The sequence below is a fragment of the Aquabacterium sp. genome (assembly GCF_029946005.1).
Taxonomy (GTDB): Bacteria; Pseudomonadota; Gammaproteobacteria; order Burkholderiales; family Burkholderiaceae_C; genus Aquabacterium.
Genome location: NZ_JAQSDR010000037.1, coordinates 41,117 through 65,941 on the forward strand (window position 1 = coordinate 41,117; position 24,825 = coordinate 65,941).

18 protein-coding genes are annotated in these 24,825 nt (G+C 62.8%); 15 read left to right on the forward strand and 3 right to left on the reverse strand.

Features of this window, described 5'->3' with window-relative positions; all coding sequences use genetic code 11:
• Positions 1 to 173: 173 nt before the first annotated feature.
• Positions 174 to 791 (forward strand): TetR/AcrR family transcriptional regulator, encoded by a 618-nt coding sequence (locus PSV38_RS17785; protein ID WP_300549786.1) that lies wholly within the window; start codon positions 174 to 176, stop codon positions 789 to 791.
• Positions 792 to 808: 17 nt separating this feature from the next.
• On the opposite strand, the gene PSV38_RS17790 is transcribed toward PSV38_RS17785, so the two are convergent.
• Both PSV38_RS17790 and PSV38_RS17795 read right to left on the reverse strand, forming a co-directional pair.
• Positions 809 to 2,236: a heavy metal sensor histidine kinase gene (locus PSV38_RS17790; protein WP_300549788.1), complete on the reverse strand. Its 1,428-nt coding sequence runs from the start codon at positions 2,234 to 2,236 to the stop codon at positions 809 to 811.
• Positions 2,226 to 2,909 (reverse strand): heavy metal response regulator transcription factor, encoded by a 684-nt coding sequence (locus PSV38_RS17795; protein WP_300549789.1) that lies wholly within the window; start codon positions 2,907 to 2,909, stop codon positions 2,226 to 2,228. Before PSV38_RS17795 ends, PSV38_RS17790 begins: the two co-directional genes overlap by 11 nt.
• A 291-nt stretch (positions 2,910 to 3,200) precedes the next feature.
• Here PSV38_RS17795 and PSV38_RS17800 point away from each other — a divergent pair, with 291 nt between their 5' ends.
• From PSV38_RS17800 to PSV38_RS17835, 8 genes are all read left to right on the forward strand, one after another.
• Positions 3,201 to 4,328, forward strand: a complete 1,128-nt coding sequence (locus PSV38_RS17800) for a TolC family protein (RefSeq protein ID WP_300549791.1) — start codon at positions 3,201 to 3,203, stop codon at positions 4,326 to 4,328.
• Complete coding sequence (locus PSV38_RS17805) at positions 4,325 to 4,903, forward strand: hypothetical protein (protein WP_300549792.1); 579 nt, start codon at positions 4,325 to 4,327, stop codon at positions 4,901 to 4,903. The genes PSV38_RS17800 and PSV38_RS17805 overlap by 4 nt, the downstream gene beginning before the upstream one ends.
• Positions 4,904 to 4,909: 6 nt before the next feature.
• Positions 4,910 to 6,085, forward strand: coding sequence for an HlyD family efflux transporter periplasmic adaptor subunit (locus PSV38_RS17810; RefSeq protein ID WP_300549794.1), 1,176 nt, complete (start codon positions 4,910 to 4,912; stop codon positions 6,083 to 6,085).
• Positions 6,086 to 6,111: 26 nt separating this feature from the next.
• Complete coding sequence (locus PSV38_RS17815) at positions 6,112 to 9,216, forward strand: efflux RND transporter permease subunit (RefSeq protein WP_300549796.1); 3,105 nt, start codon at positions 6,112 to 6,114, stop codon at positions 9,214 to 9,216.
• A 17-nt stretch (positions 9,217 to 9,233) separates the two neighbouring features.
• Entirely contained in the window at positions 9,234 to 9,695 is a 462-nt protein-coding gene (locus tag PSV38_RS17820) for a hypothetical protein (protein ID WP_300549798.1), read from the forward strand.
• 183 nt (positions 9,696 to 9,878) lie between these two features.
• A complete protein-coding gene (locus PSV38_RS17825) occupies positions 9,879 to 10,325 on the forward strand; it encodes a hypothetical protein (RefSeq protein ID WP_300549801.1) in 447 nt (148 codons plus the stop codon).
• Between the two features lie 53 nt (positions 10,326 to 10,378).
• On the forward strand, positions 10,379 to 10,639 hold the full coding sequence (locus tag PSV38_RS17830) for a DUF2933 domain-containing protein (protein ID WP_300549803.1): 261 nt from the start codon (positions 10,379 to 10,381) through the stop codon (positions 10,637 to 10,639).
• A gap of 181 nt (positions 10,640 to 10,820) precedes the next feature.
• Complete coding sequence (locus PSV38_RS17835) at positions 10,821 to 13,058, forward strand: copper-translocating P-type ATPase (protein ID WP_300549804.1); 2,238 nt, start codon at positions 10,821 to 10,823, stop codon at positions 13,056 to 13,058.
• A 2-nt stretch (positions 13,059 to 13,060) separates the two neighbouring features.
• Here the strand turns inward: PSV38_RS17835 and PSV38_RS17840 are convergent, their stop codons facing one another.
• A complete protein-coding gene (locus tag PSV38_RS17840; protein ID WP_300549805.1) occupies positions 13,061 to 13,948 on the reverse strand; it encodes an ion transporter in 888 nt (295 codons plus the stop codon).
• 509 nt (positions 13,949 to 14,457) lie between these two features.
• On the opposite strand from PSV38_RS17840, the gene nirB reads away from it, so the two are divergent.
• The 6 genes from nirB (at position 14,458) to PSV38_RS17870 (ending at position 24,821) form a co-directional block, all read left to right on the forward strand.
• Positions 14,458 to 16,986 carry a nitrite reductase large subunit NirB gene (gene nirB, locus PSV38_RS17845; RefSeq protein WP_300549806.1) on the forward strand — a complete coding sequence of 843 codons (2,529 nt, stop codon included), beginning with the start codon at positions 14,458 to 14,460 and terminating at the stop codon, positions 16,984 to 16,986.
• A 23-nt stretch (positions 16,987 to 17,009) separates the two neighbouring features.
• Positions 17,010 to 17,345 carry a nitrite reductase small subunit NirD gene (gene nirD, locus PSV38_RS17850; protein ID WP_300549808.1) on the forward strand — a complete coding sequence of 112 codons (336 nt, stop codon included), beginning with the start codon at positions 17,010 to 17,012 and terminating at the stop codon, positions 17,343 to 17,345.
• 232 nt (positions 17,346 to 17,577) lie between these two features.
• Positions 17,578 to 20,685, forward strand: a complete 3,108-nt coding sequence (locus PSV38_RS17855) for a hypothetical protein (RefSeq protein WP_300549810.1) — start codon at positions 17,578 to 17,580, stop codon at positions 20,683 to 20,685.
• A 70-nt stretch (positions 20,686 to 20,755) separates the two neighbouring features.
• A complete protein-coding gene (locus PSV38_RS17860) occupies positions 20,756 to 22,051 on the forward strand; it encodes a nitrate- and nitrite sensing domain-containing protein (protein WP_300549813.1) in 1,296 nt (431 codons plus the stop codon).
• A 221-nt stretch (positions 22,052 to 22,272) separates the two neighbouring features.
• Positions 22,273 to 23,085 carry a formate/nitrite transporter family protein gene (locus PSV38_RS17865; RefSeq protein WP_300549815.1) on the forward strand — a complete coding sequence of 271 codons (813 nt, stop codon included), beginning with the start codon at positions 22,273 to 22,275 and terminating at the stop codon, positions 23,083 to 23,085.
• Entirely contained in the window at positions 23,082 to 24,821 is a 1,740-nt protein-coding gene (locus PSV38_RS17870) for a bifunctional serine/threonine-protein phosphatase/kinase (RefSeq protein ID WP_300549817.1), read from the forward strand. Before PSV38_RS17865 ends, PSV38_RS17870 begins: the two co-directional genes overlap by 4 nt.
• Positions 24,822 to 24,825 lie beyond the last annotated feature (4 nt).

Here is a 24,825-nt window from a genome sequence, read left to right on the forward strand (position 1 = left end):
AAGCGCACCTTGAACTTGTTGAAGAAAGCGCGCTGCGCCGCCAGCCCCGCGAGTGCCGAATGTGCCACGGCGATGGAGGTGGATTGAGCCCCTGTTGCGTCAGCGTAGACGCCGTCTACCTTGATGGGTGAAGGACTACACTAGCGCGTTGATCCACCTCGAAACCCCACCGTATGCCCAAGAAGACTCCCCCGCCTGCGGTCCCACTTGAACTGCGGGAAGCGTGCGTCATTGCCGCTCGGGAAGTCATTGCAGAAAAGGGCGTAGAGAACTTGAGCCTCAGGGACGTGGCCCGCAAGCTGGGGGTTTCACACCAAGCGCCGTACAAGCACTATCCCAGCCGCGACCACCTCTTGGCCGAGGTGATGCGGCGCTGCTTTCAGCGGTTTGCCCAGCACCTGGACGCGCGTGGCCAGTTTGATGACCCCAAGGAGGACCTTGCCGCATTGGGGCGCCAGTACCTCAGCTACGCACGCGAACATCCGCTGGAATACCGCTTGATGCTTGAGATCCCGTGGCCTGAGTCAGCGGAGCATCCCGACTTGATTCGGGATGCGGTTCACACCTTCGACATCCTGCGCAAGGTGCTGCGTCGCCTGCATGGCGACTCGGCCGCCTCGCAGGACCGCGTGGACCTGGACGCGCTTTACATCTGGTCCACCGTGCATGGTTTGGCGGGTGTGATGAATGGCGACTGCATCGATAAATTGAAGCTGAAGCCCAAGGTGCTGACGCAAGCCATCGAACACCTCATCAAGATGGTGGAGCTGGGGTTGGCCGCGAAGCAATGACAAGGCTTGGCTTCGCATTAAGGCGGGCCTTCGGTTCGATGCAAGCTCAACGTGAACACGGTGACGCAGCTGTCCGACGAGACCGAAATCTCACCCCCGTGCGCATCGACAATTGACTTGACAATGGCGAGGCCAAGCCCTGCGCCGTCTCCATTGTGTTGTCGCGATGGGTCTACCCGGTAGAACCGATCAAACAGATGCGGCAAATGCGTTGCGGGAATGGTGTCGCCTGGGTTGGCGACCTGGACGACAAATGCCTGATCGTCCTGAGCCAGATGCACGGTGATCACCTTGTGCTCCGCGGTGTGGCGGATGGCGTTCGACAGCAGGTTGCTGAGAGCGCGCCTGAGCATCAAGCGGTCGCCCCGCATCAATGGAATCTGCCCCTGTCGTTTGAGCCCAATGTGTCGTTCATCAGCCAAGGGTTCGAAGTACTCGAACAACGCGTCCACCTCGGCGGTCATGTCCACATCCACCAAGTCGGGTTTGATCAACTTGTTGTCTGTTTGAGCCAGATAGAGCATGTCACCAATCATCTTGGCCATGCGCTCGTACTCTTCGAGGTTGGAGTAAAGCACTTCGCGATAGGCGTCAACGCTGCGCCCTTTGGTGAGCAGCACCTGCGTTTGGGTGACCAGGTTGGTCACGGGTGTGCGTAACTCATGGGCGATGTCCGCCGAGAAGTCGCTCAAGCGTTTGAAGTCCCGCTCGATGTGTTCCAGCATCGCGTTGAACGAGGTGGCCAGCCCGGACAACTCAATGGGCACTTTGTCGGGGGCCAGCCTCAGATGCAGTTGCTCTGCCGAGATGCCCCTGATCCGTGTGCTGATGTCACGCAGCGGCGCATGGCCCCTGTACACGGCCAGCCAAGTGGCCAGGATGGCAAACAGACCTGCCGCGGTGGTGGCGGCCCAGATCGTGCGGTGAAAGGTCACCAGGAAGTGATCATGAAAGCCCGTGGCTGTGGCCAGCACCGCCGTGAAATGTTGGGAGGGGTCTTGTGCTGATGGGATGTGAATCACCGCCCCCCGATACGGTGTGGCGTTGTCTTGCCATGAGTGGAGGCTGTCAACATCAATGCGAGAGGTCGCAGGCTGCGTGTGGGCAATGGCTTTCAAGTCGGGGCCAGGCGTTGCAAAGAGTGTTTGACCGGCGGCATCGGCCACCAGGTAGTACATGCCATGGTGACCATTCACCGCCCCAGCCAGTCGGCGTGTGATGCCCTCTGGCGGCAGGGCTGGTGTCAAAGATGTCAGCACTTGGCGCACTGAGCGGGCGACGACCTCCAGCTCTTCGGCATCTTGTTCGACAAAGTGGCGTTCTATCGACGTCTCGATCACCCAGCCGAATGCCAGAAGCACGATGGTGATCGTCAGACCGATGGACACGGTCAGGCGAAGCGCCAGCGAAATCGGGCGGCGCCCAGAGGCTGGGTCAAACCCCATCGGGTGCTTCCAAGCTGTAGCCCATGCCGCGCACGGTGTGAATCAGCTTGGGCTCGTATGCGTCGTCGATCTTGGCGCGCAAACGCCGGATGGCCACATCGATCACGTTCGTGTCGCTGTCGAAATTCATGTCCCAGACTTGCGATGCAATCAGTGATCGGGGCAAGACTTCCCCTTGACGGCGCACCAGCAATTCCAACAGCGCAAATTCCTTGCTGGTCAGGTTGATGCGCACACCTGCCCGCGTGGCCCGGCGCTTGGGCAGGTCCAGCATCAGGTCGGCCACCTGCAGCCTGTCGGCTTGCATGGGCACATTGCCTCTTCTGAGCAAAGTGCGGACTCGGGCGAGCAGCTCGGCAAAAGCAAAAGGCTTGACCAGATAGTCGTCGGCGCCCAACTCGAGCCCCTTGACACGGTCTTCGACACTGTCGCGCGCCGTGAGGAAGAGCACCGGGGTGCGCTTGCCCGCCTCGCGCAGGGATTGGATGATGCGCCAGCCATCGACATCGGGCAGCATCACGTCGAGCATGATCAGATCGTAGGGCTCGGTCATGGCCAGGTGGTGCCCGTCCAGCCCGGTGCGGGCCAGGTCCACCACAAAGCCAGCTTCCATGAGGCCTTGCCGGAGGTAGTTTGCTGTTTTTCTTTCATCCTCGACGACCAGTAATTTCACTCGACTTCCTCCATCGGCGTCAACGAGACGAAAGCCACCGTGGCGACCGTCCATCTGACTGTAGTGAACGGTGACTGGCAGAGAGATGACCTGAACATTACAACATTGTCATCTGTTGGTCAGCAGTCTGTTCGACAAGCCTCGGCAAGATCACGGCATTCCCCTTGGGGCGCAATGGAAGGCCGAGACATGCCGAGGATGAACAAATCAAGCCGAACCGCTTGGTGGCTGGGGCCGTTGTTGGGATGGGCTTGTGCGGCAAGCTTGCAAGCCCAAACCGTGGCACCAGGGATGACGCAGGCGCTTGACGCCGCATGGGCGCGCTTTCCGCAGGCCGCAGCCTTGAGCGCCAGGCAAGCCCAGGCACGGGCCGGGGTAGACCTGTCCAGGGGATTGACCCCAGGGGCGGCGTCTGTGTCGCTCAACCACCTGAATGACCGGCTGAACCAGAACACGGGCCGCCGAGAGTGGGAAATCGAGATGGCCACGCCTTTGTGGCTACCGGGGCAGCGGCGCGCGCGAGAGGTGGTGGCCGATCTGGTCTCGGCTGAAGTCGAAGCGAGAGGTGCTGCCTTGCGGCTGGAACTGGCTTCCGAAGTTCGCGAGGCGTGGTGGGCGGTGGCCGTGGCGCGTGAATCCACGACCCTGGCGCGTCAAAAGTTGGCAACGGCGCAGGCGTTGGAGAGCACGGTGCAGCGACGCTTTAAAACGGGAGACCTGGCTCGTCTGGATGCCAATCTGGCTAAAACAGAGCGTCTGGCGGCACAGGCGGAGGTGCTGGATGCCGACAGCGCTTCGCAACTGGCGCAACAAGCTTACCGTGTGCTGGTGGGCCTTGAGGCGCCGACGGTCCTGGCGCCCGAGGGTGAGGCCCCCCAGGAAGTCGATGCGCCCCATCCTCAGTTGCGCGCCTTGCAGCTTGCCGCCGAGGTGGCGCGCAGCCGCCTGGCGCTGGTGGACGCCAGTCAGCGCGACGCACCTGAATTGGCCGTGCGCTGGAGCAACCAGCGCAGCGACGCGTTGGCGCCTCATGACCAGGCGGTGGGCGTGAAGTTGACCATCCCACTGTCTTCAGGCGGGCAGGTTCGCCAAGAAGAGGCTGCTGCACGCGCGGAGTTGGCACAAGCTGAAGCCGAACTGGCTCAGATGCAAACCCGCACGCAACAGAACGTGTTGAAAGCGCAGGCCGAGTGGAGTGCAGCACAGCGTCAAATGGGCATGGCTGAGGAACGCAAGGCCTTGACTGCGGACAGCTTGCAACTGGCCCAGCGTGCTTTTGAGGTGGGTGAGTCTGATCTGCCCGCATTGATGCGGGCACGTGCTGCGTCGCAGGAGGCTCTAGCCTGGTCCCAACGTCAAGAGGTGGCCCGCCATCTGGCGCTGTCCCGTCTTCATCAAGCCCGAGGGGTGATGCCTTGAAAAATATCGTTGTGGCCACGGTGATGGCTTGTTTCACGCTGTCCGTCTGGGCGCACGGTGGCGAAGACCACGATGAGCCTGCTTCTGCGCCAGTTCAAGTGGGCCAAGCGCCCCGTGCTGTCGCGCAGACCGAAGACTTTGAGTTGGTCGCCGTGCTGACGGGCAACGCGGATGGGCATGCGGGCGGGGCGGGTGCCACGACCGCGCCAGTGTTGACCTTGTACCTGGACCGCTTCGCCACCAATGTGCCTGTGGCAGGCGCGACGGTGGAGTTGGAAAGCGGCGCGTTCAAAGCCGTGGCCAAACAGACCGCGCCGGGCGTGTACACGGTTTCGGGCCAAGCCTTTGCCAGGCCGGGCCGCTATCCGCTGACGGTCTCCGTTGACTCCATCGATGGCGCAGACCTGTTGGACACGACCTTGCAGTACGACGCTCCGGTGGCCAAAGCCGATGCAAGCGCTCATCCAGTTTGGCGCGCTCCGTGGGCCTGGGGCCTGGGCGGCGCGTTGCTGCTGTCTGCGGCGGGCGTGACCTGGGGCCGACGCCGTGCCCGTAACGCATCGATTCGAGGCTGATTGAGCATGAAAAAAATGAACCCCTTCAAGGTCAACCGGTTTCTTTGCAGCAGCGTGGCGTGTGCGGCGGTCATCGCCTTGGGCAGTCCTTTGGCACAGGCGCACGGTGACGAAGATCATGGTGATGCCAAGCCCCCAGCAGTAGCAACAGCTCCGGCGCCCGGGCAATCCTCATCGACCTTTGATGGCGGCGCGCCACAACGCAAGCCCGACGGTAGCCTGTGGGTGTCTAAATCGGTTCAGCGTCGCCTGGGCCTGCAAACACTGCTGGCACTGGTCCAAGCTCACGCTGTGGCGGTTGAACTCAATGGCCGCGTGCTTGCAGATCCCAACGCTGGTGGGCGCGTGCAGGCCACACAGGCCGGTCGAATCGAGGCGGGTCCTCAAGGCTTGCCTGTCTTGGGGCAGAACGTGGTCAAAGGGCAGGTATTGGCCTATCTGCGTCCCGCCACCACCAGCCTTGACCGGGGCAACCAACAGTCGATGTTGGCTGAGCTGGATGCCCAATACGCCGTGGCCGAACGCAAGTTGAGCCGCTATGAACAGTTGGAAGGCGCCGTGCCGCAAAAGGACATCGAGGCCGCTCGTTATGAGCGCGATGCCCTCAAGAAGCGCCGCGCAGCCATTAGCGCAAGCGTGGCAACGCCTGAGGCCTTGCTGGCGCCGGTGTCGGGCACCGTGGTGGCCTCCGGGGTGGTCATCGGCCAAGTCGTCGATGCCAAGGATGTGTTGTTTGAGGTGGTGAACCCGAAACGGTTGATGGTGGAGGCTTTGGCCTATGACGCTGGGCTGACAACGGGCTTGAGCAAAGCGAGTGCAGCGATCCCGGGCGGCACCTTGGCCTTGCAGTTCGTCGGCGGTGGTCGCCAACTGCGTGATCAGGCCATGCCCTTGTTGTTCAAGGTGAGCCAGGCAGACGCGCCCGTGGCCATCGGCCAATCACTCAAGGTGACGGCTCAAACCGCCCAGACCGTCCAGGGGGTTGCCGTGCCTCGATCCGCACTGGGGCGCAATGCCTCGGGTGACGCGGTGGTCTGGCTGCACAAGGCGCCTGAACGCTTTGCCCAGCAGGTGGTGCGTAGCCAGCCACTTGATGCGCAAACGGTGGTGGTGACCGCCGGCCTGCATGAACGGGATCGCGTGGTGACCCAGGGCGCCAGCTTGCTGGCCCAGGTGCGCTGAACAGTCAAACCGCAAAGGCACCTACTGTGTTTGATTACCTGATCCACACCAGCCTGAAGCAGCGTTTGATCGTTCTGGTTGTGTCCGTGCTGCTGGTTCTCTACGGGGTACTGACGGTGCGTCAGATGCCCGTTGACGTCTTCCCCGATTTGAACAAACCCACGGTCACCTTGATGACCGAGGCCGGTGGCATGGCCCCCGAAGAAGTCGAACAACTGGTGACGCTGCCCGTCGAGTCCAGCATGAACGGCATGCCGGGGGTGACCAGGGTGCGCTCGGTCTCGGGCATCGGCTTGTCGGTCATCAACGTCGAGTTCGAATGGGGCACCGACATCTACCGCAACCGCCAGCAGATCAGTGAGCGGCTGAATCTGGTGCGCGAGCAGTTGCCGCCAGGCGTGGTGCCGCAGTTGGGTCCCATCTCCTCGATCATGGGCGAGATCATGCTGATTGCGCTGCCTGCTGATCCGGCATTGGTCAGCCCCATGCAAGTTCGCGAGTACGCCGACTGGGTGATGCGGCCCAGGCTGTTGACCATTCCCGGTGTGGCCCAGGTCATCCCCATTGGAGGCGAAGTGCGCCAGTACCGGGTCGAGATCCAGCCTGGGCAATTGCAAACACTGGGCGTGGAGCGCGAGAAGGTGGCCGCGGCCTTGCAGGATTTTGGCGCCAACACCAGCGGGGGCTTTCTGGAGGCCAACGGGCGTGAATACCTGATCCGCCAGATCGGCCGCACCAGCCGCATCGAAGACCTGCAAAACCTCGTGGTGATGGTTCGCCATGGCCAACCCATCTTGCTCAAGCAAGTGGCCGATGTGAAGATCGCACCAGCCACCAAACGCGGCGATGCCAGCTACAACGGCAAGCCTGCGGTGATCCTGTCGGTGCAGAAGCAGCCCAGCGCCGACAGCGTGACCGTCACCCGCAAGGTGGAAAAGGCCATGGGTGATTTGGCCAAGTCTCGGCCACATGGCATCGCTGCACCGCGGTTCTTGTTCAAGCAAGCTGATTTCATCGAGCATTCGGTGAGCAATGTCGAAGAAGCCTTGCGTGATGGCGCAGTGCTGGTGGCCGTCGTGTTGTTCCTCTTCTTGCTGAATGTGCGCACCACGGTGATCTCGCTGATGGCCATCCCGCTGTCATTGCTGGCGACCGCGTTGGTGTTCCATTACATGGGGCTGTCCATCAACACCATGACGCTGGGCGGCCTGGCCATTGCCATTGGCGAGTTAGTGGATGATGCCGTGGTCGGCGTCGAGAACGTGCTGCGCCGCATGAGGCTCAACCGCGCCTTGCCTGATCCCAAGCCTGTGATCGAGGTCATCGCGCAGGCCACACTGGAAGTGCGCTCGGCCATCGTTTATGCCACGGTGATCATCGTGCTGGTGTTCGTGCCGCTGTTCGTGCTGCCGGGTATCGAGGGGCGCTTGTTCACGCCTTTGGGTGTGGCCTATATCGTGTCAATCCTGGCCAGTATGGTGGTGTCTGTCACGCTCACGCCCGTGATGGCCTACTACCTGCTGCCCAAGCTCAAGCTGGAGGGCCATCAAGACAGCCCCTTGGTTCGATGGCTCAAGCGCGGCGACACACGCTTGTTGAACTGGTCGTTTCAGCACAGCCGAATCTTGCTGTTGTTCGCGAGTTTGGCCGTTGTGGCAGCTGCGGTGTCGGTGGCCTGGATGCCGCGCGCCTTCCTGCCGCCCTTCAACGAAGGCACGCTCACCGTCAGCCTGTTGCTCAACCCGGGCACGTCGCTGGCCGAGTCCAACCGCATTGGCACCATGGCTGAACAGATCATGGCGGGTGTGCCGGAGGTGACCCAGGTGGGTCGTCGCACAGGCCGTGCGGAACTGGATGAGCACGCTGAGGGTGTGCACTCATCTGAAATGGATGTAGACCTCAAGCCCTCTGATCGATCACGTGAAGAAATCATCGCGGATTTACGGGCTCGCCTGGCGGTGCTGCCTGCGGTCAGCAATGTGGGGCAGCCCATCTCGCATCGGCTGGATCACCTGTTGTCCGGGGTGCGCGCCCAGATTGCCCTGAAGGTCTATGGCGATGATCTGGACACCCTGCGGGTCCTGGCGGGCGACCTGCAAGCCCGTCTGAGTCGCCTCCCTGGTGTCACTGATTTGCAAATTGAGAAGCAGGTCTTGATCCCGCAGATCAAGATCCGCATTGACTACGAACAAGCTGCGCGCCTGGGGGTGGCGCCCGGCAGCCTGCTGCGCTCCTTGCAGGAGATGATTGAGGGCGAGCGCATCACGCAGGTTGTCGAGGGCAACAGGCGCTTTGACTTGCTGGTGCGTTTGCCTGACAACCAGCGTGGCGCGAGCGATCTGGCCAACCTGCTGATTGAAACACCTGGCGGTCGGGTGCCTTTGTCGCAGTTGGCCGTGATTGAAGACAGCGACGGACCCAACCAGATCAGCCGAGAGAACGCCCGTCGCCGCATTGTCATCTCGGCCAACACAGATGGCCGTGATCTGGCCGGAGTCGTGAACGCCATCCGCGCAGAAGTGGCATCCCAGGCTTTGCCTGAAGGCTACTTCACGGCGCTAGAAGGGCAATTCCAGGCGCAGGAGCAAGCGGCGCAACTCATGGCCTTGCTGGCCACCATCTCTTTGGTGTTGATCTTCATGGTGCTCTACAGCCGCTACAGCTCAGTGGTGCTGGCCGCGATCATCATGGGCAACATTCCACTGGCACTGGTGGGCAGCGTGGTGGCCTTGTGGTTGTCCGGTCAGCCCTTGTCGGTGGCGGCGCTGGTGGGCTTCATCACACTCACTGGCATTGCCACACGCAACGGCATCCTCAAAATCAGCCACTACATCAATTTGTGCGCGCTGGAGGGCGAGCAGTTCGGCCTGCCCATGATTGTGCGTGGCTCGCTGGAGCGACTCACGCCCGTGCTGATGACGGCCTTGGTTGCCGCCTTTGCCCTGGTGCCTTTGCTGCTGTCGGCCAGTGCGCCAGGCAAAGAGGTGCTGCACCCCGTGGCCGTGGTGATCTTTGGCGGCCTGATCAGCTCCACTGTGCTCGACACCTTGCTCACGCCCTTGATGTTCTGGCTCTGGGGGCGCAAGCCCTTGGAGCGTTTGCTGCAAGCCCATTCTGGCGAAAGCTATTGATTGAAAGAGAGTCCCCCATGAAGGCCTTCAAATCCCTCTCCATCGCTGCAGGCGTGGCCCTCAGCTTTGCCCTGGTACCCATGGCGAATGCCCATGACGATGCCACCCTCGACGCGGTGAAAGCCCCGCATGGCGGTCAGTTGCGCATGGCTGGCGCCAGCCACTACGAACTCGTGGTGGTCAAGGGCAGCAAAACGGCCACAGACAATGCCATCGTGGTCTATGTGACCGACCATGCGGGCACCAAGATTCCCACGGCTGGCGCATCCGGGTCGGTCACCCTGCTGGCAGGCAAGACCAAGGTCAGCAGCGTTCTGACCCCCGATGGCGACAACAAGCTGGCTGGCCACGCCGTCTATGCGTCGACGCCGGACATGAAAGCGGTGGTGAAGATCAAGCTGGCTGGACAAGGCGAACAACAGGCGCGCTTCACGCCATTGGCCGCGCGCATCGCTGAAAACGACCTTCACCAACGTTGATGTGGATCAATCTTTGTGGCTTAAGAGACCATGAAGGGTGCCCACATTACGCGTTCGTCATGAACCGGTCATTTGTCGGTCAGTGCGCCGTTCTAAGCTGGCGTCAACCACCAGCCTTGCGTGGCAGACATCCTGGATCGAATGCGGTCCAGGCTTCACAAACCGACTGACCAGGAGCATGACATGCACACCCCCACCAAACTGATTCCCACCATTATGTTGGCCTTGGCTGCCGTTGGCAGCGCCTGGGCTCAAACCAAGGAAGAGGACCACCAAGCGCATCACCCTCAAGCTGCCGCTTCCGTGGCTGCGCCCGCTGCTGTCCAAGCATCCAAGCCCATGGGCATGATGGGGTCCGGCGACATGCACGGGATGCATGAAAAGCACCAAAAGGAGATGAAGAAGATTCACGGTACCAAGAACCCGGTCACGCGCCAGAAGCTCATGGACAAGCACATGAAAGAGATGCATGAGCACATGGACAAGAACGGCGGCATGGACAAAAACGGGAACATGGGAATGATGGGCAAGGGCATGGGTGCCTCCGCGCCTGGTGGTGACATGAGGCCCGGCATGGGCATGGGCACACCGATGGGTGCCAAGCCGATGCCGGGCGCCGCCAGCAAGTAAGGCCATTGGGGTGTTGTGGCGAGCACATCCCCCTCTGAAATTCAGGAGCCGATATGGACCATCAGCATGACCATGGCAACGGGACCACTGGCCCGAAGCGATCCTTCTTCAAGAGCCCTGTCGGGGTTGCCGCGGCGATGCTGGCCTTGATAGCCGTGTTCTATGTCCTGCGTGAGCACTGGCAACACGTGGCGGGGGGCTGGCCCTACCTCTTGCTTCTCGCATGCCCCTTGATGCACGTCTTCCATGGTCATGGTGGGCACGGTGGGCGCCACCATGGGCCAAGCGCGTCCAAGCCGGGAGATCAGCCATGAGGCCTGACAGCATGCCTGCTTATGGTCTGTGCTTGGCGCCTGCCCTATTACGCGCAACGCTGTGGTGCGATGGCCAGCACAGGGCCTTGTGCACGCATCCGTCACGCCCCGCTTTTTTCCGCGCTTGCGCCTACACCTAAGCTCTGCGAGCTGACGCCCAGCAGACGGAACAGGAGCCACCATGACGTCTGATCCCCACGTGCATCATCACCACGCTGCTGTCGAATCCACTTCGGTGGTCAAGGCCATCACGCCAGGGGCGATTTACACCTGCCCAATGCATCCCCAGATCCGCCAGGATCATCCCGGCAGTTGCCCGATCTGTGGCATGAACCTGGAACCCTTGCTGCCCGCCGTGGGTGAAGAAGACAACCCCGAGTTGCGCTCAATGACGCAGCGCTTTTGGTTCTCGGCGGTGTTGACCGTGCCTTTGCTGATGATGGCGATGCACGAGTTCTTCCCATTCAACCTCGCTGCCTGGGTTGATGAGGTGGGCGAGGGCTTGGCGGGGCAGTTTGGCTGGCCCCATTTACTCAAGGTCAGTTGGTCGCAATGCGTGCAAGCCCTGCTGGCCACCCCTGTGGTGCTGTGGGCCGCCTGGCCCTTCTTTGCACGTGGATGGCGCTCGTTCGTGACCTGGCAGCTCAATATGTTCAGCCTGATCGCGCTTGGCGTCGGGGCGGCCTACCTGTTCAGCGTCTACGCGATCTTGCTGCCCGAGTCGCTGCCCCAAGCGTTTTTGACCGAGCATGGCCTGCCGCTGTACTTCGAGGCCGCGGCCGTGATCGTGACGCTGGTCCTGCTGGGGCAGGTGCTGGAGTTGCGCGCGCGCTCACGCACCAACTCTGCCATCAAGGACTTGTTGGGTCTGGCGGCCAACACCGCCATTCGCATCGCGTCCGATGGCACGGAAGCCGAAGTGCCGCTGGAACAAGTGGTGGTGGGCGACACCCTGCGGGTCAAGCCCGGCAGCAAGGTGCCGGTGGACGGGGTGGTGATGGATGGCAGGTCCAGCATCGACGAAGCCATGATCACAGGTGAGCCGATTCCCGCCGAGAAGGTGCCGGGCAGCAAAGTCACGGGGGCCACGGTCAACCAGACGGGCTCCTTCACCATGCGTGCCGAGCGTGTCGGGTCTGAGACGCTGTTGGCCCGCATTGTTCAGATGGTGGCCGAAGCTGGGCGCTCGCGGGCGCCTATTCAGAAGCTGGCCGATCAGGTCTCTGGCTGGTTCGTGTTGTCGGTGCTGGGCATCGCCTTGGTGGCCGCCCTCGTCTGGGCGGCATTTGGGCCCGCCCCTGCGCTGGCCAATGCCTTGTTGGTGGCCGTGTCGGTCTTGATCATTGCCTGCCCGTGTGCACTGGGCCTGGCCACGCCCGTGTCCATCATCGTGGGCGTGGGGCGTGGTGCCAAAGAGGGCGTGCTCATCAAGGATGCCGAGGCCCTGGAACTGATGGAGAAGGTCGACACCCTGGTGGTGGACAAAACCGGCACCTTGACGGAGGGCAAGCCCACCGTTCAGGTCGTGGTGGCGGCCAGCGGGTTTGACAAACAACAGGTGCTGGCCTGGGCCGCGAGCCTGGAAAAACTCAGCGAGCACCCACTGGCCGCAGCCATCGTGGGCCGCGCGCAAGCCGATGGGGTCACGTTGGCCGCCGTGTCTGGCTTTGATGCCGTGACCGGGCAAGGCGTCCGCGGTGTCATCGATGGTCAGACCGTGTTGCTGGGCAATGCCCGCTTGTTGGCCTCCGCGCAGGTAGACACCTCGTCGGTTGACCTGGACGTGGAAGCCTTGCGCGTGCAGGGACAGACCGTGATGTACCTTGCCTCTGGCTCGAAGCTGGCGGGCTATGTGGGTGTGGCCGACGCCATCAAGGCATCCACCGCTGAAGCGATTGCCATGCTCAAGGCCTCAGGCGTCCGCATCGTGATGCTCACGGGTGACAACCCGGTGACCGCCGCTGCGGTGGGCAAGCTCCTGGGCCTGGACGACATCAAGGCGGGCGTGATGCCCGAAGACAAGTACAAGCACGTCAAGGCCCTGCAGGACCAAGGGCGCATCGTGGCCATGGCGGGTGATGGCGTGAACGACGCCCCCGCCCTCGCCCAGGCCAACGTCGGCATCGCCATGGGCACCGGCACCGATGTGGCCATGAGCAGCGCGCGCATCGTGCTGGTCAAGGGCGACTTGCGCGGCATCGCCAAGGCACGTGAGTTGAGCCAGGCCACGATGCGCAACATCCGTCAGAACCTGTTCTTCGCCTTCATCTACAACTTCCTGGGCGTGCCGCTTGCGGCGGGCGTGTTGTACCCCTTTTTGGGGATATTGCTCAGCCCCATCGTGGCCAGTGCGGCCATGGCGCTGAGTTCGGTTTCGGTGATCGGCAACGCGCTGCGCTTGCGTTCGGCCAAGGTGTGAGGTCAGGAGCTGGGCTCGCCATCGTGCTGCCATGCTGGCAGCTTTGCCCCGCAGTCCCGGCAAAAGCGCGAGTTGGGCGCGTGGCCTTCGCTGAGGCACTCATGGCAGGTGCGTGTCGTGGGGGCGCGCGACATTTTCTGCGCGGTGAACTCGGCGCTGACGATCCCGGTCGGGACCGCCAGCGTGCCCCAGCCCAGCAGCATCATCGCCGAAGCGATCACGCGGCCCAGGTCTGTCTTTGGGGTGATGTCGCCAAAACCCACCGTCGTCATCGTCGTGATGGCCCAATAAACGCCCACGGGGATGCTGGTGAAGCCGTTGGTCGGCCCTTCGACAACGTACATCAGCGTGCCCATGATCGTGACGACCATCATCACGAAGACCATGAACACGAAAATCTTGCGCCGCGAGGCGGCAAGCGCCCGGCCCAGCGAGCCGAACTCCGCCACGTATGCGCCAAGCTTCAGGATGCGGAACAGGCGCAGCAGGCGCAACACCCTGACGTCGATCAGCGCGTGCAGGCCGGGAACCAGCACCGCCAGGTAGGTGGGCAACAGGGCCAGCAGGTCGATGATGCCGAGGGCGCTGCGGGCATAGCGCGTGGGGTGCCGCACACACGACAGTCGGGCGATGTACTCGGCAGTGAACAGCAGCGTGAAAGTCCACTCCAGATTGTTCAGAAGTTCGCTGTGCTCAGCGTGCACGGCGGCCATGCTGTCGAGCACCACGACGGTGACGCTGATCAGGATCATGGCGATCAGCATCAGGTCGAAAGCGCGCCCGGCTCGCGTGTCGGCCTCGAAGATCACGGTGTACATCCGCAGGCGCCAACCCGCCGCCGGTCCTCCGTGCAGCGCTGTACCGGTGTCAGGTTTCTGGTGCTGACTCATGGGGACTTTCCGACCCTGTTGGTGCGGGTATCCAAACTCGGTGAATTGCTGGTCACGGCCTTCTGAAATCCCGGTTTGAAATGAAGCAAAGAAGCCTGACACTCGTCGAGGCCGATGTGCCCTGCGGAGGGAGTTTCACCATGGTATGCGATGCGTACTCATCGCGCCCTATACGCCTTGTATGGGCGCACATTATCGGTGCGCATCAGTTTCCAGCACCCTGATCTGGTGCGTTGACTGCCTCACGATGGGCCCGTTCTGCCTGTTCTGACAGCTTTCAGGCCAGGCATGCATATTGCGTATTGATGGACGTGCCCGCAGGTATCGTCGCCTCAGCGCACATGCACCGTTCTCCGCTAACGACGGCGGAAATCAGCTGCATGCCATCGATTCATGTTGGCATCGCACGCTGCTCATTCCCTATTGATTCTGGCAATCCGACCGGATTCGAGCGACCTTGCTCGTCCGCTGCGGCTTGCCCATTCTGACCGTCGCAGGAGTACGCAAACATGAAGATCGTCGTCGTTGGCCATGGCATGGTGGGTCACAAATTTCTGGAGAGCCTGGTCGAAGCCGGCGTGCAACACGCCGAAGTGACCGTGCTGTGCGAAGAGCCCCGCGCCGCCTATGACCGGGTGCACTTGTCCGAGTTTTTCGCAGGCAAGTCCGCCGACGACCTGACGGTGGTTGAGCCTGGCTTCTTTGAGCGCACCGGCTTCACACTGCGCCTGGCCGCCAAAGCAGCATCCATCGAGCGCCGCAACAACACCGTCACCACGCAGGATGGTGAAGTGCTCTCTTACGACAAGCTGGTGCTGGCCACGGGGTCAAGTCCCTTCGTGCCCCCAGTGCCGGGCCGTGACCGCCCGAACTGCTTCGTCTACCGCACGATTGAAGACCTGGAGGCCATGACGGCGGCGGGGGCCAAGTCCAAGAAGGGTGTCGTCATTGGTGGCGGGCTGTTGGGCCTGGAGTGCGCCAAGGCCCTGCGCGACCTGGGCTTGGAAACCCACGTGGTGGAGTTCGCCCCACGCCTGATGGCCGTGCAAGTGGACGAAGGCGGCGGCCGGGTGCTGCGCGCCAAGATCGAAGAGTTGGGCGTGCACGTTCACACCAACCGCAACACGGTCGAGATCACCGACGGCGCCACGGCCCGTCACCGCATGGTGTTCACCGATGGCACCTGGCTGGAAACCGACATGATCGTGTTCTCGGCCGGCATCCGCCCACGCGACGAACTGGCCCGCCAATGCGTGCTGGCCATCGGCCCCCGCGGTGGCGTGGCCATCGACAGTGAGTGCCGCACCAGCGACCACGACATTTACGCCATTGGTGAGTGCGCTTCCTGGAACGAGCAGACCTTTGGCCTGGTGGCCCCCGGTTACGAAATGGCCCGCGTGGCCGCCAAGCAAATCGCTGGCGACACGGACGCGGCTTTCGTGGGCGCCGACATGAGCACCAAGCTCAAGCTGATGGGCGTGGACGTGGCCAGCATTGGCGATGCCCATGGCAAGACCCCGCACAGCCGCACCTACCAGTACGTCGATGAGGTGAAGCAGATCTACAAGAAGATTGTGGTGAGCCCGGACGGCAAGCAACTGCTGGGCGCCGTGCTGGTGGGCAATGCCGATGAATACGGCACGCTGCTGCAGATGGCGCTCAATGGCATCACGCTGCCCGACTCGCCCGAGTTCCTGATCCTGCCTTCCAGCGATGGCCAGGCCAAACCCGGCCTGGGCGTGGATGCCTTGCCGGACAGCGCCCAGATCTGCTCGTGCAACAACGTCACCAAGGGCCAGATCTGCGCCGCCGTGTGCGATGGCGCCACCGACATCGGCAAGCTCAAGGCCTGCACCAAGGCCGGTGCCACCTGTGGTGGTTGCGTGCCCCTGGTCACACAGGTCATGAAGTTCGAGATGAAGAAGCAGGGCATGGAGGTCAACAACCACCTGTGCGAACACTTTGCTTATTCGCGCCAGGAGATGTACCACCTGATCCGTGTCGGCCAGATCAAGACTTTTGACGAACTGCTGGCCAAGCATGGCAAGGGCCTGGGCTGCGACATCTGCAAGCCCACCGCCGCGTCGATCTTGGCCTCGGTGTGGAACGACTTTGTCCTCAAGAAGGAGCTGGCCAGCCTGCAGGACAGCAACGACTACTACCTGGGCAACATCCAGAAAGACGGCAGCTACTCGGTCGTGCCCCGCATGCCCGGTGGCGAGGTCACGCCTGACGGCTTGATCGCCGTGGGCACGGTGGCCAAGAAGTACGGCCTGTACACCAAGGTGACGGGCGGCGCCCGGGTCGACATGTTCGGCGCGCGTGTTGAGCAACTGCCCTTCATCTGGGAAGAGCTGATTGCCGCCGGCTTCGAGTCCGGCCACGCTTATGGCAAGTCGCTGCGCACCGTCAAGAGCTGCGTGGGTTCCACCTGGTGTCGCTATGGTGTGGACGACAGCGTCGGCCTGGCCGTGGAGCTGGAGAACCGCTACAAGGGCCTGCGCGCCCCGCACAAGATCAAGTTCGGTGTGTCGGGCTGCACGCGTGAATGCGCCGAGGCCCAGGGCAAGGACATCGGCATCATCGCCACTGAAAAGGGCTGGAACCTGTACGTGTGCGGCAACGGCGGCATGAAGCCCCGCCACGCTGAGTTGTTTGCCTCCGACCTGAGCAAGGCCGACTTGATCAAGCTGATCGACCGTGTGCTGATGTTCTACGTGCGCACCGCCGACCGCCTGCAACGCACCAGCACCTGGCGCGACAACATGGAAGGCGGGCTGGATTACCTCAAGAACGTGATCCTGAACGACAGCCTGGGCCTGAACGCCGAGCTGGAAGCCCAGATGCAGCACGTGGCCGACACCTATCAGTGCGAGTGGAAGACGGCCGTCACCACCCCAGAGGTGCGCCAGCGCTTCCGCTCTTTCGTCAACAGCGATAAGAAGGACGAGCACATCGTCTTCGTGGAAGAGCGTGGCCAGATCCGCCCCGCCCGCCCTGAAGAACGCACCACCGCCTCTTCCGATTCATTGGCCTGACCCTGCATTAGGAGCCATTCAGCATGAACACCGATACCCTGAGCTGGACCGCCGTGTGCGCGGCCGATGACATCTTGCCAAACACGGGCGTGTGCGCCCTGGTTGACGGCCGGCACGTGGCGGTTTTCCGCGTCGGCGAGAGCCAGTATTTCGCCATCGACAATGTTGATCCCAAAGCCAATGCCAGCGTGCTGTCGCGCGGCCTGGTGGGCAACCTGGGCGACAAGACCGTGGTGGCCTCGCCGCTGTACAAGCACCACTTTGACTTGAAGACCGGCGAGTGCCTTGAATTGCCAGAGTTCTCAGTGCGCGCCCATGAAGTGCGTATCGAGGCCGGCCAAGTGATGGTGGTCGGGTAAACCGCCTGAGCCCGTTTTAAACGAATGGCATAGAGTGTCGCCTAGACGACTTTAAACATCCCCTGGTTCAAGGGGGTGTGGAAATCCCGCGTGGGTTATCCCGGAATATTGAACGGTACTCGCCACACAAAATCTCCTCGACGCCAGTGATGGCGACATCAAAACGAGTCGGGTCCACATCGGCATTGGCACATGTGGTCGGCTTTCCGTTCGATTTGAGGAGACCCGTAAAATGACACGAGATTCATCCATGCACGCTTTTCGGCGTGCGTGCCGATGGGCCAGCGGTAGCTTGCTTTGGGTGGTGGCCAGCACCGCCATCGCGCAAACAAACGCCACCATTTTTCAGCAGAGTTTTACCGGCGGCCTGGGTGCGTTCACGGCGGCGGGCACGGTGACAACCAGTGGCGCGGGTGCCGTCATGCTGGGGTCGACCCTCAAGGCCGATGGCGCCATCACCTCCAAATCGCTCAGCACGCAAGGCTACACCGGCATCACCGTGTCGTTCGACCGCGTGACCGCGAACATGGAAAGTGGCATGCTGGCCTTCGATGAAGGTGTTTGCGAATACGCCATCAACGGTGGCTCGTTCACACGCCTGGAAGCCACTCGCGTGACCACCCCTGGCCGGGCCAGCTTCGTGCTGCCAACCACGGTCAACAACAGCAACATCACGCTCCGCTTCCGCGTCAGCGCCGATGTGGCCGATGAAACCTACACGGTCAACAACGTGGTGGTGACTGGGGCCCTTGCCGGCACGGGCGGCACGGCCACGCCACCACCACTGGGCCAGTTCAGTACCTTCGAATCCGGCCACGTGCGGCCCATGGTCCTGTCTGCCGATGGCGCAAGCCTGTACGTGGTCAACACGCCGGATGCGCGGGTGGAGGTCTTCGATGTGACCGGCACGACGCCCGTGCTGCGCCAGTCCATCCCCGTTGGCCTGGAGCCGGTGGCAGTGGCCCTGGCGCCCAATGGCCGTCTGTGGGTGGTCAACCACCTGTCCGACAGCATCAGCATCGTCGACGTTTCCGTCGCACCGGCGCGCGTGGTGAACACATTGCTGGTGGGTGATGAGCCCCGCGACATTGTCTTTGCTGGCCCTGGCAACCGCTGGGCCTTCATCACCGCCGCCCACCGTGGACAGAACACGAAGTTCGACGCCAAGCTGACGACGGCTGGTCAAGGTCGTGCCGACGTCTGGGTCTTTGACGCGACTTCGCAGGGCACGGCCTTGGGAGGCACGCCGACCACGGTGCTCAACATGTTCGGCGACACGCTGCGAGGCCTGGCCCGCAGCGCGGACGGCTCACGCGTTTACACCGCCGTGTTCAATTCGGGCAATCGAACCACGGTGGTTCGCGGCCACAAGCAGCTTGTGCTCGACAAGGGCGGTCCCACTGCGGCCGCCGACGGTACCGCGGCACCTGCCACCAGCCTGATCGTGCAGAAGAATGCCAATGGCGACTGGGTTGACGCTGGAGATCCCAAGAGCGGCGCGGCCCCCAAGGCCTGGAATCAGAACGTCAAGCTGGACCTGCCGGACTACGACGTCTTCACGATCGACACCACCACGGCCACCCCCATGGTGATCAACCGCCTGTCCGGCGTGGGCACCACCTTGTTCAACCTGGCGGTGAACCCGGCCAACGGCAAGGTCTACGTCAGCAATCAGGAGGCGCGCAACGTGGTGCGCTTTGAAGGTCCGGGCAAGAACAGTTCTACCGTGAACGGTAACTTTGTGCAGAGCCGCATCACGGTGATCGACGGCGCCTCCGTGCTGCCGCGGCACCTGAACAAGCACATCACCAGCTACGGCAAGCCGCTGGGCACCGCCGCCGAGAACGCCGCGGCCGTGTCAATGCCCCTTGAAATGGCGGTCACGCCTGATGGCGGCATGCTGTACCTGGTGTCCATGGGCACCAACAAGCTGGCCCGCTATGCCACATCTCAACTGGAGGCCGACAGCTTCACGCCTTCTGCGGCCCAACAGCTGGTCATGAGTGGTGGGTTGCCCACCGGTGTGGTGCTGGACGCTCCCCGGGGTCGCGCCTTTGTCACCACCCGTCAGGACAATGGCGTGTCGGTGGTGAACACGTCGATGTTCCGTGAAGTGGCCCATGTGACCATGGCCAACCCCGAGTCGGCCGATGTGGTCAAGGGTCGCCGCTTCATGTACGACGCGGCCTACACCTCCAGCCGGGGCGATTCGGCGTGCGCGTCGTGCCACATCTTTGGCGACATGGACCAGTTGGCGTGGGATCTGGGCAACCCGGATGACGTGCCGGCCAAGAACAACAACGCCTACAACCGTTTCGTGTTTTCGTTCCTGCGCACCACCAAGAGTTTTCACCCCATGAAGGGACCGATGACGACGCAGAGCTTCCGCGGCATGGCCGGCAACGGTCCGCTGCACTGGCGTGGCGACCGCCAGGGTGTTTCCACCGGGGCGACTCTGGAGGAGCGGTCGTTCAAGGATTTCAGTGTGGCCTTCCCTGGCTTGTTGGGTCGTGAGCAGGCCTTGAATGACGAGGAGATGACCTCCTTCGCGCGTTATGCGCTCAAGCTGGTGTACCCCCCCAGCCCGGTGGCCAACCTGGATACCAGCCTGACGGCCATTCAGAAGGCAGGCCAGGAGTTCTACATGAACAAGACCGCCGACACCTTGACCACCTGCAATGGCTGTCACGCGCTGGACCCCAGCAAGGGCCAGTACGGCACCGATGGCACCATGGCCTTCGAGGGTTTCGCGATTGCCGAGAACTTCAAGATCCCGCAGCTGCGCAACATGTACCAGAAGGTCGGCATGTTCGCGGAGAACGAGCCTGAGAAGTCGGCGACCGGCGCTCAGATCAAGGGCTTCGGCTACGCCTTCGACGGCGCGCTGGGCACGGTCGATCAGTTCCTGTCCGCCGCCGTGTTCGTCTCGGTGAACGCGACCGAGCGCAAGCAGCTGGAAGAGTTCGTGCTGGCGTTCCCGTCCGACCTGCAGCCGGTGGTCGGTCAGCAAGTGACCGTGACACCAACCAACGGATCGCAAAGTGACGTCAGTGCTCGCCTGAACCTGCTGGTGCAGCGCGCCATGGTCACCTCGCCACGCCCCGAGTGCGAGTTGGTTGCCAAGGGCGTGCTGGGTGGGGTCTCTCGTGGGTGGGTGCTGTCCCGCGCCTCTGGCACCTTTGTGCCGGACCGCCGTGGCGAAAGCGGTGTGAACCTCTCCACACTGGTGAGCACGGCCCGCACCGCCAGCACGCCGCTGACCTTCACATGCGCGCCTCCCGGCAACGGCACGCGCCTGGGCATTGACCGCAATGCCGACGGACGCTTTGACCGCGATTGACCCCAATCCGCGGTTAAATTGAGGACAATCGGCTGACTTCCCAGTTAGCCAGATTGTCCCTTTCATTTTTATGCCCCTCTCAGTATCCCAGCTCGTCCTGCGCGCCAAACAACTGGAAATCGACGCCGTGCGGCACCTCGCCGGCCGCGTCGAGTTCGCGGACGTCATCGGCCAGTTGATCCACGCCCTGCAGCGCGAGCGAGGCGCCACCAGCATTTACCTGGCCTCCAGCGGTCAGCGCTTTCTGGCCGAGCGCCAGTCGGCCCTTGAAGAGGCCCTCCCCATTGAGGCAGCATTGCGGGCGCTGTTCGCCGAGCAATTGGAGCCCGCGCAAGGCGCCACGGCCAGCATGCTGTCGCTGATGGCCTGGGTGCTGCTCGACCTGGACACCCTGGCCGATTTTCGGGTTCAGATCGACCAACGCACGCCGACCGCCCATGAGTCGGTGGCGGCCTTCAGCCGCTTGATCGCCGGCCTGGTCGAGCTGATCTTCCATGTGGCCGATGCGGCCCTGCACCCGGGCATTTCGCGCCTGCTGGTGGCCCTGGTCCACCTGGTGCAGGGCAAGGAGGCTGCGGGCCAGGAGCGTGCCGTGGGCGCGCAACTTTTCGCCTCGGGAGCTAGCGTCGACGCGGAACAGCAGCGCATCATTCACCTGATCGATGCCCAGGAGCGCAGCCTGCGCGTGTTCGAGGAGTTTGCCGAGCCCGCCCTGCGTGAGCGCTGGCAGCAGCATCAACTGACCCCCAATGTGGCGTTGCTGGAGCGCTTGCGCCGCACCTTGTGCACGGCCCGGCCCGGCGCGGCCCTGGACACGGGCCTGAGCGACAGCTGGTTCAAAGTGTCCAGCGAGCGCATCACCGAGATGTGGCAGGTGCAGGTCGAGCTGGTGCAGTGCTTGCGCCAGGTCTGCGAGGCGCAGCGCCACGCCACGCAGCAAGACCTGCAGGATTCGGAAGGCCTGCTTCAGCAGCTGCGCGACAACCCGCCGCCCCACACCCACGCGGTGGGCCGCTTCTTCAACAACAACGCTGCCGAGCAGCCCGAGGCAGCTCCGGTCCTGCCCGCCATGTCGGATGGCCCCACCAGTGCCCGTGCGAACTCTCCCGAGCTGGTCGACCTGTTGAAGACACAGTCTGCGCGGCTCGCGAGCATGGAGCTCGAGTTGGACACGGCGCGCAGAACCCTGCACGAGCGCAAGGTGATCGAGCGGGCCAAGGGTGCCTTGATGTCCCGCCTGGGGATCACGGAGGAGGCGGCCTTCCGTGCCTTGCAAAAGGCGTCCATGGACCACAACCGCAAGCTGCTGGACGTGGCCGAAGCCACGCTGACCTTGCCCGACCTGGCCTTTGCCGCCAAGCCCTGAATGCACCACAAGAGAGCCTGACGCACCAGATCGGGCTGCGCGGCGTGCCTAAACAGCGCAAATTTCGGGCATGAATAATGCATGTTTTCAAGGGTCAAGCTAATGGCGGTTTGACACATGAACACGTGGATGACGGCGTCCCCGTTCTGGCTCAGCTCAGGCTGCAGTCCAGACGGGGACGCCGTTTTTTGTTTTTCGCTCTTATTTTCAAAGGAAGTCAGATGGCTTACCTCGCTCCCGCCGAGTTCGTGACCAAGATGGTTGACGCCGGTGAATCCAAACTCCTGATGTCCACCCGAGACACCCTCATCCGCTCATTCATGGCCGGGGCCATCCTGGCACTGGGCGCGGCCTTCGCGGTCACCATCACTGTGAACACTGGCAACGCCCTGCTGGGCGCACTGCTGTTCCCGGTCGGTTTCATCATGCTGTACCTGCTGGGCTTTGACCTGCTGACCGGCGTGTTCACCCTGGCCCCCTTGGCCGTGTTTGACAAGCGTCCTGGCGCCACCTGGGGTGGCGTCATGCGCAACTGGAGCCTCGTGTTCGTGGGCAACTTTGGCGGCGCCTTCATGGTGGCCGTGTTCATGGCCATCATCTTCACCTTCGGTTTCAGCGAGGCCCCCAATGCGGTCGGCCAGAAGATTGGTCACATTGGTGAGGGCCGCACGGTGGGCTACGCCGCGCACGGCGCTGCCGGCATGCTGACCCTGTTCATCCGTGGCGTGATGTGCAACTGGATGGTCTCCACTGGCGTGGTCGCGGCCATGATGTCCACCACGGTGTCGGGCAAGGCCATTGGCATGTGGATGCCGATTGCCTTGTTCTTCTACATGGGCTTTGAGCACAGCATCGTCAACATGTTCCTGTTCCCCTCGGGCCTGCTGCTGGGGGGTAACTTCACGATCATGGACTACCTGATCTGGAACGAGATCCCCACGGTGATCGGCAACCTGGTGGGCGGCCTGACCTTCGTGGGGGCCACGCTGTATTCCACGCACTACAAGACCGCCCCCAAGCGCGTCAAGGCTTGATCACGACATCATTGCGCATCACGCTCGGTCAGCATTCGCTGGCCGGGCGCAAGCCTGTCAACCAGGACTTCCATGGCGCAGCCGTCCCCGCTGAGCCGCACCTGAGCACCAAGGGCATCGTCATTGCCCTGGCCGATGGCATCAGCAGCAGCGCCGTCAGCCAGGTGGCCAGTGCCGCCGCGGTGCGCGGGTTCCTGGATGACTACTACTGCACCTCCGAGGCCTGGTCGGTCTCGCGGGCGGCGCAACGTGTGCTGGACGCCACCAATTCGTGGTTGCATGCCCAGACGCAAAGAAGCGATGCCCGCTTTGACAAAGACCGGGGTTATGTCTGCACCTTCAGCGCTCTGATTTTCAAGGGGTGCGAGGCCCACCTGCTGCACGTGGGCGACACCCGCGTCTACCGCTTGCATGCGCAAGCGCTGGAGCAGCTCAGCGATGATCACCGCGTGCGTGTGTCCTCGGTTGAGACTTACCTGGGGCGCGCGCTCGGTGCTGGGCCCACCGTGGACATCGACTACCGGAGCTGGCTCACCGAAGTGGGCGAGGTGTATGTGCTGGCCACCGATGGGGCTTACGAGCACCTTGACGCGGCTGCCGTGCACACTGCCCTGGCCGACCACCCCGACGATCTGGACACCGCGGCCGCCGCGCTCACGGCCTTGGCTTTGGCGCGGGGCAGCGCCGACAACCTGACCGTGCAACTGGTGCGCATCGATGCTCTGCCGGATGCCCAAGCCTCGCAATTGCACGCCCAACGCGAGGGCCTTCGCTTGCCGCCACCTTTGCGGCCCCGGATGGATTTCGAGGGCTACACCATCGTGCGCGAACTGCACTCGAGTTCGCGGAGCCACGTGCACCTGGCCATCGACCAGCACAGCGGCCAGCACGTGGTGCTGAAAACCCCCTCGGTCGATTTGCGGGACGACCCCGTGTACCTGGACCGCTTCATCCTGGAGGAATGGATCGCGCGCCGGATCGACAGTGCCCATGTGCTCAAAACCAGCGCCGCCGAGCGGCCGCGTGAGCACCTGTTCGTGGCCATGGAGTACGTCGATGGGCAATCATTGACACAGTGGATGGTCGATCATCCCGTGCCCGACCTGGGCAGCGTGCGCAGCATCATCGAACAGGTGGCCAAGGGGCTGCGGGCCTTTCACCGCAAGGAGATGCTGCACCAGGATCTGCGCCCTGAAAATCTCATGATCGACCGGACCGGAACGGTCAAGATCATCGACTTTGCCTCCACGCACGTGGCGGGCCTGACCGAAGGCACTTTGGAGGCTCGCCCACAGGCCATCGCCGGTTCATTGCAGTACACCGCGCCCGAGTACTTCGTGGGGGGCGAGGGCAGCCCAAGGTCGGAGTTGTTCTCACTGGCCGTGATCGCTTACCAGATGCTCACCGGCCATTTGCCCTATGGCCTGCAGGTGACCCAACTGCGAACGCCTGGGGATCTTCAGCGATTGCGCTACATCCCCGCCCGCGAGCGGCGACCCGACCTGCCGCCTTGGGTGGACGCCGTGCTGCGCCGTGCATTGCACCCTCAGCTCAGCAAGAGACAGGAAGCGCTCTCCGAGTTCGTGCATGACCTGTCGACACCGGGCGCTCAGTACCGAGGCCACCGTTCGCCACCGCTGATTGACCGCCACCCCGTGGTGTTCTGGCAGACCTTGACGGTGCTGCTGGCCTTGGCGGTGCTGGTGTTGTTGGGCCTGAGGCTCAGCGGCCACTGAGTTC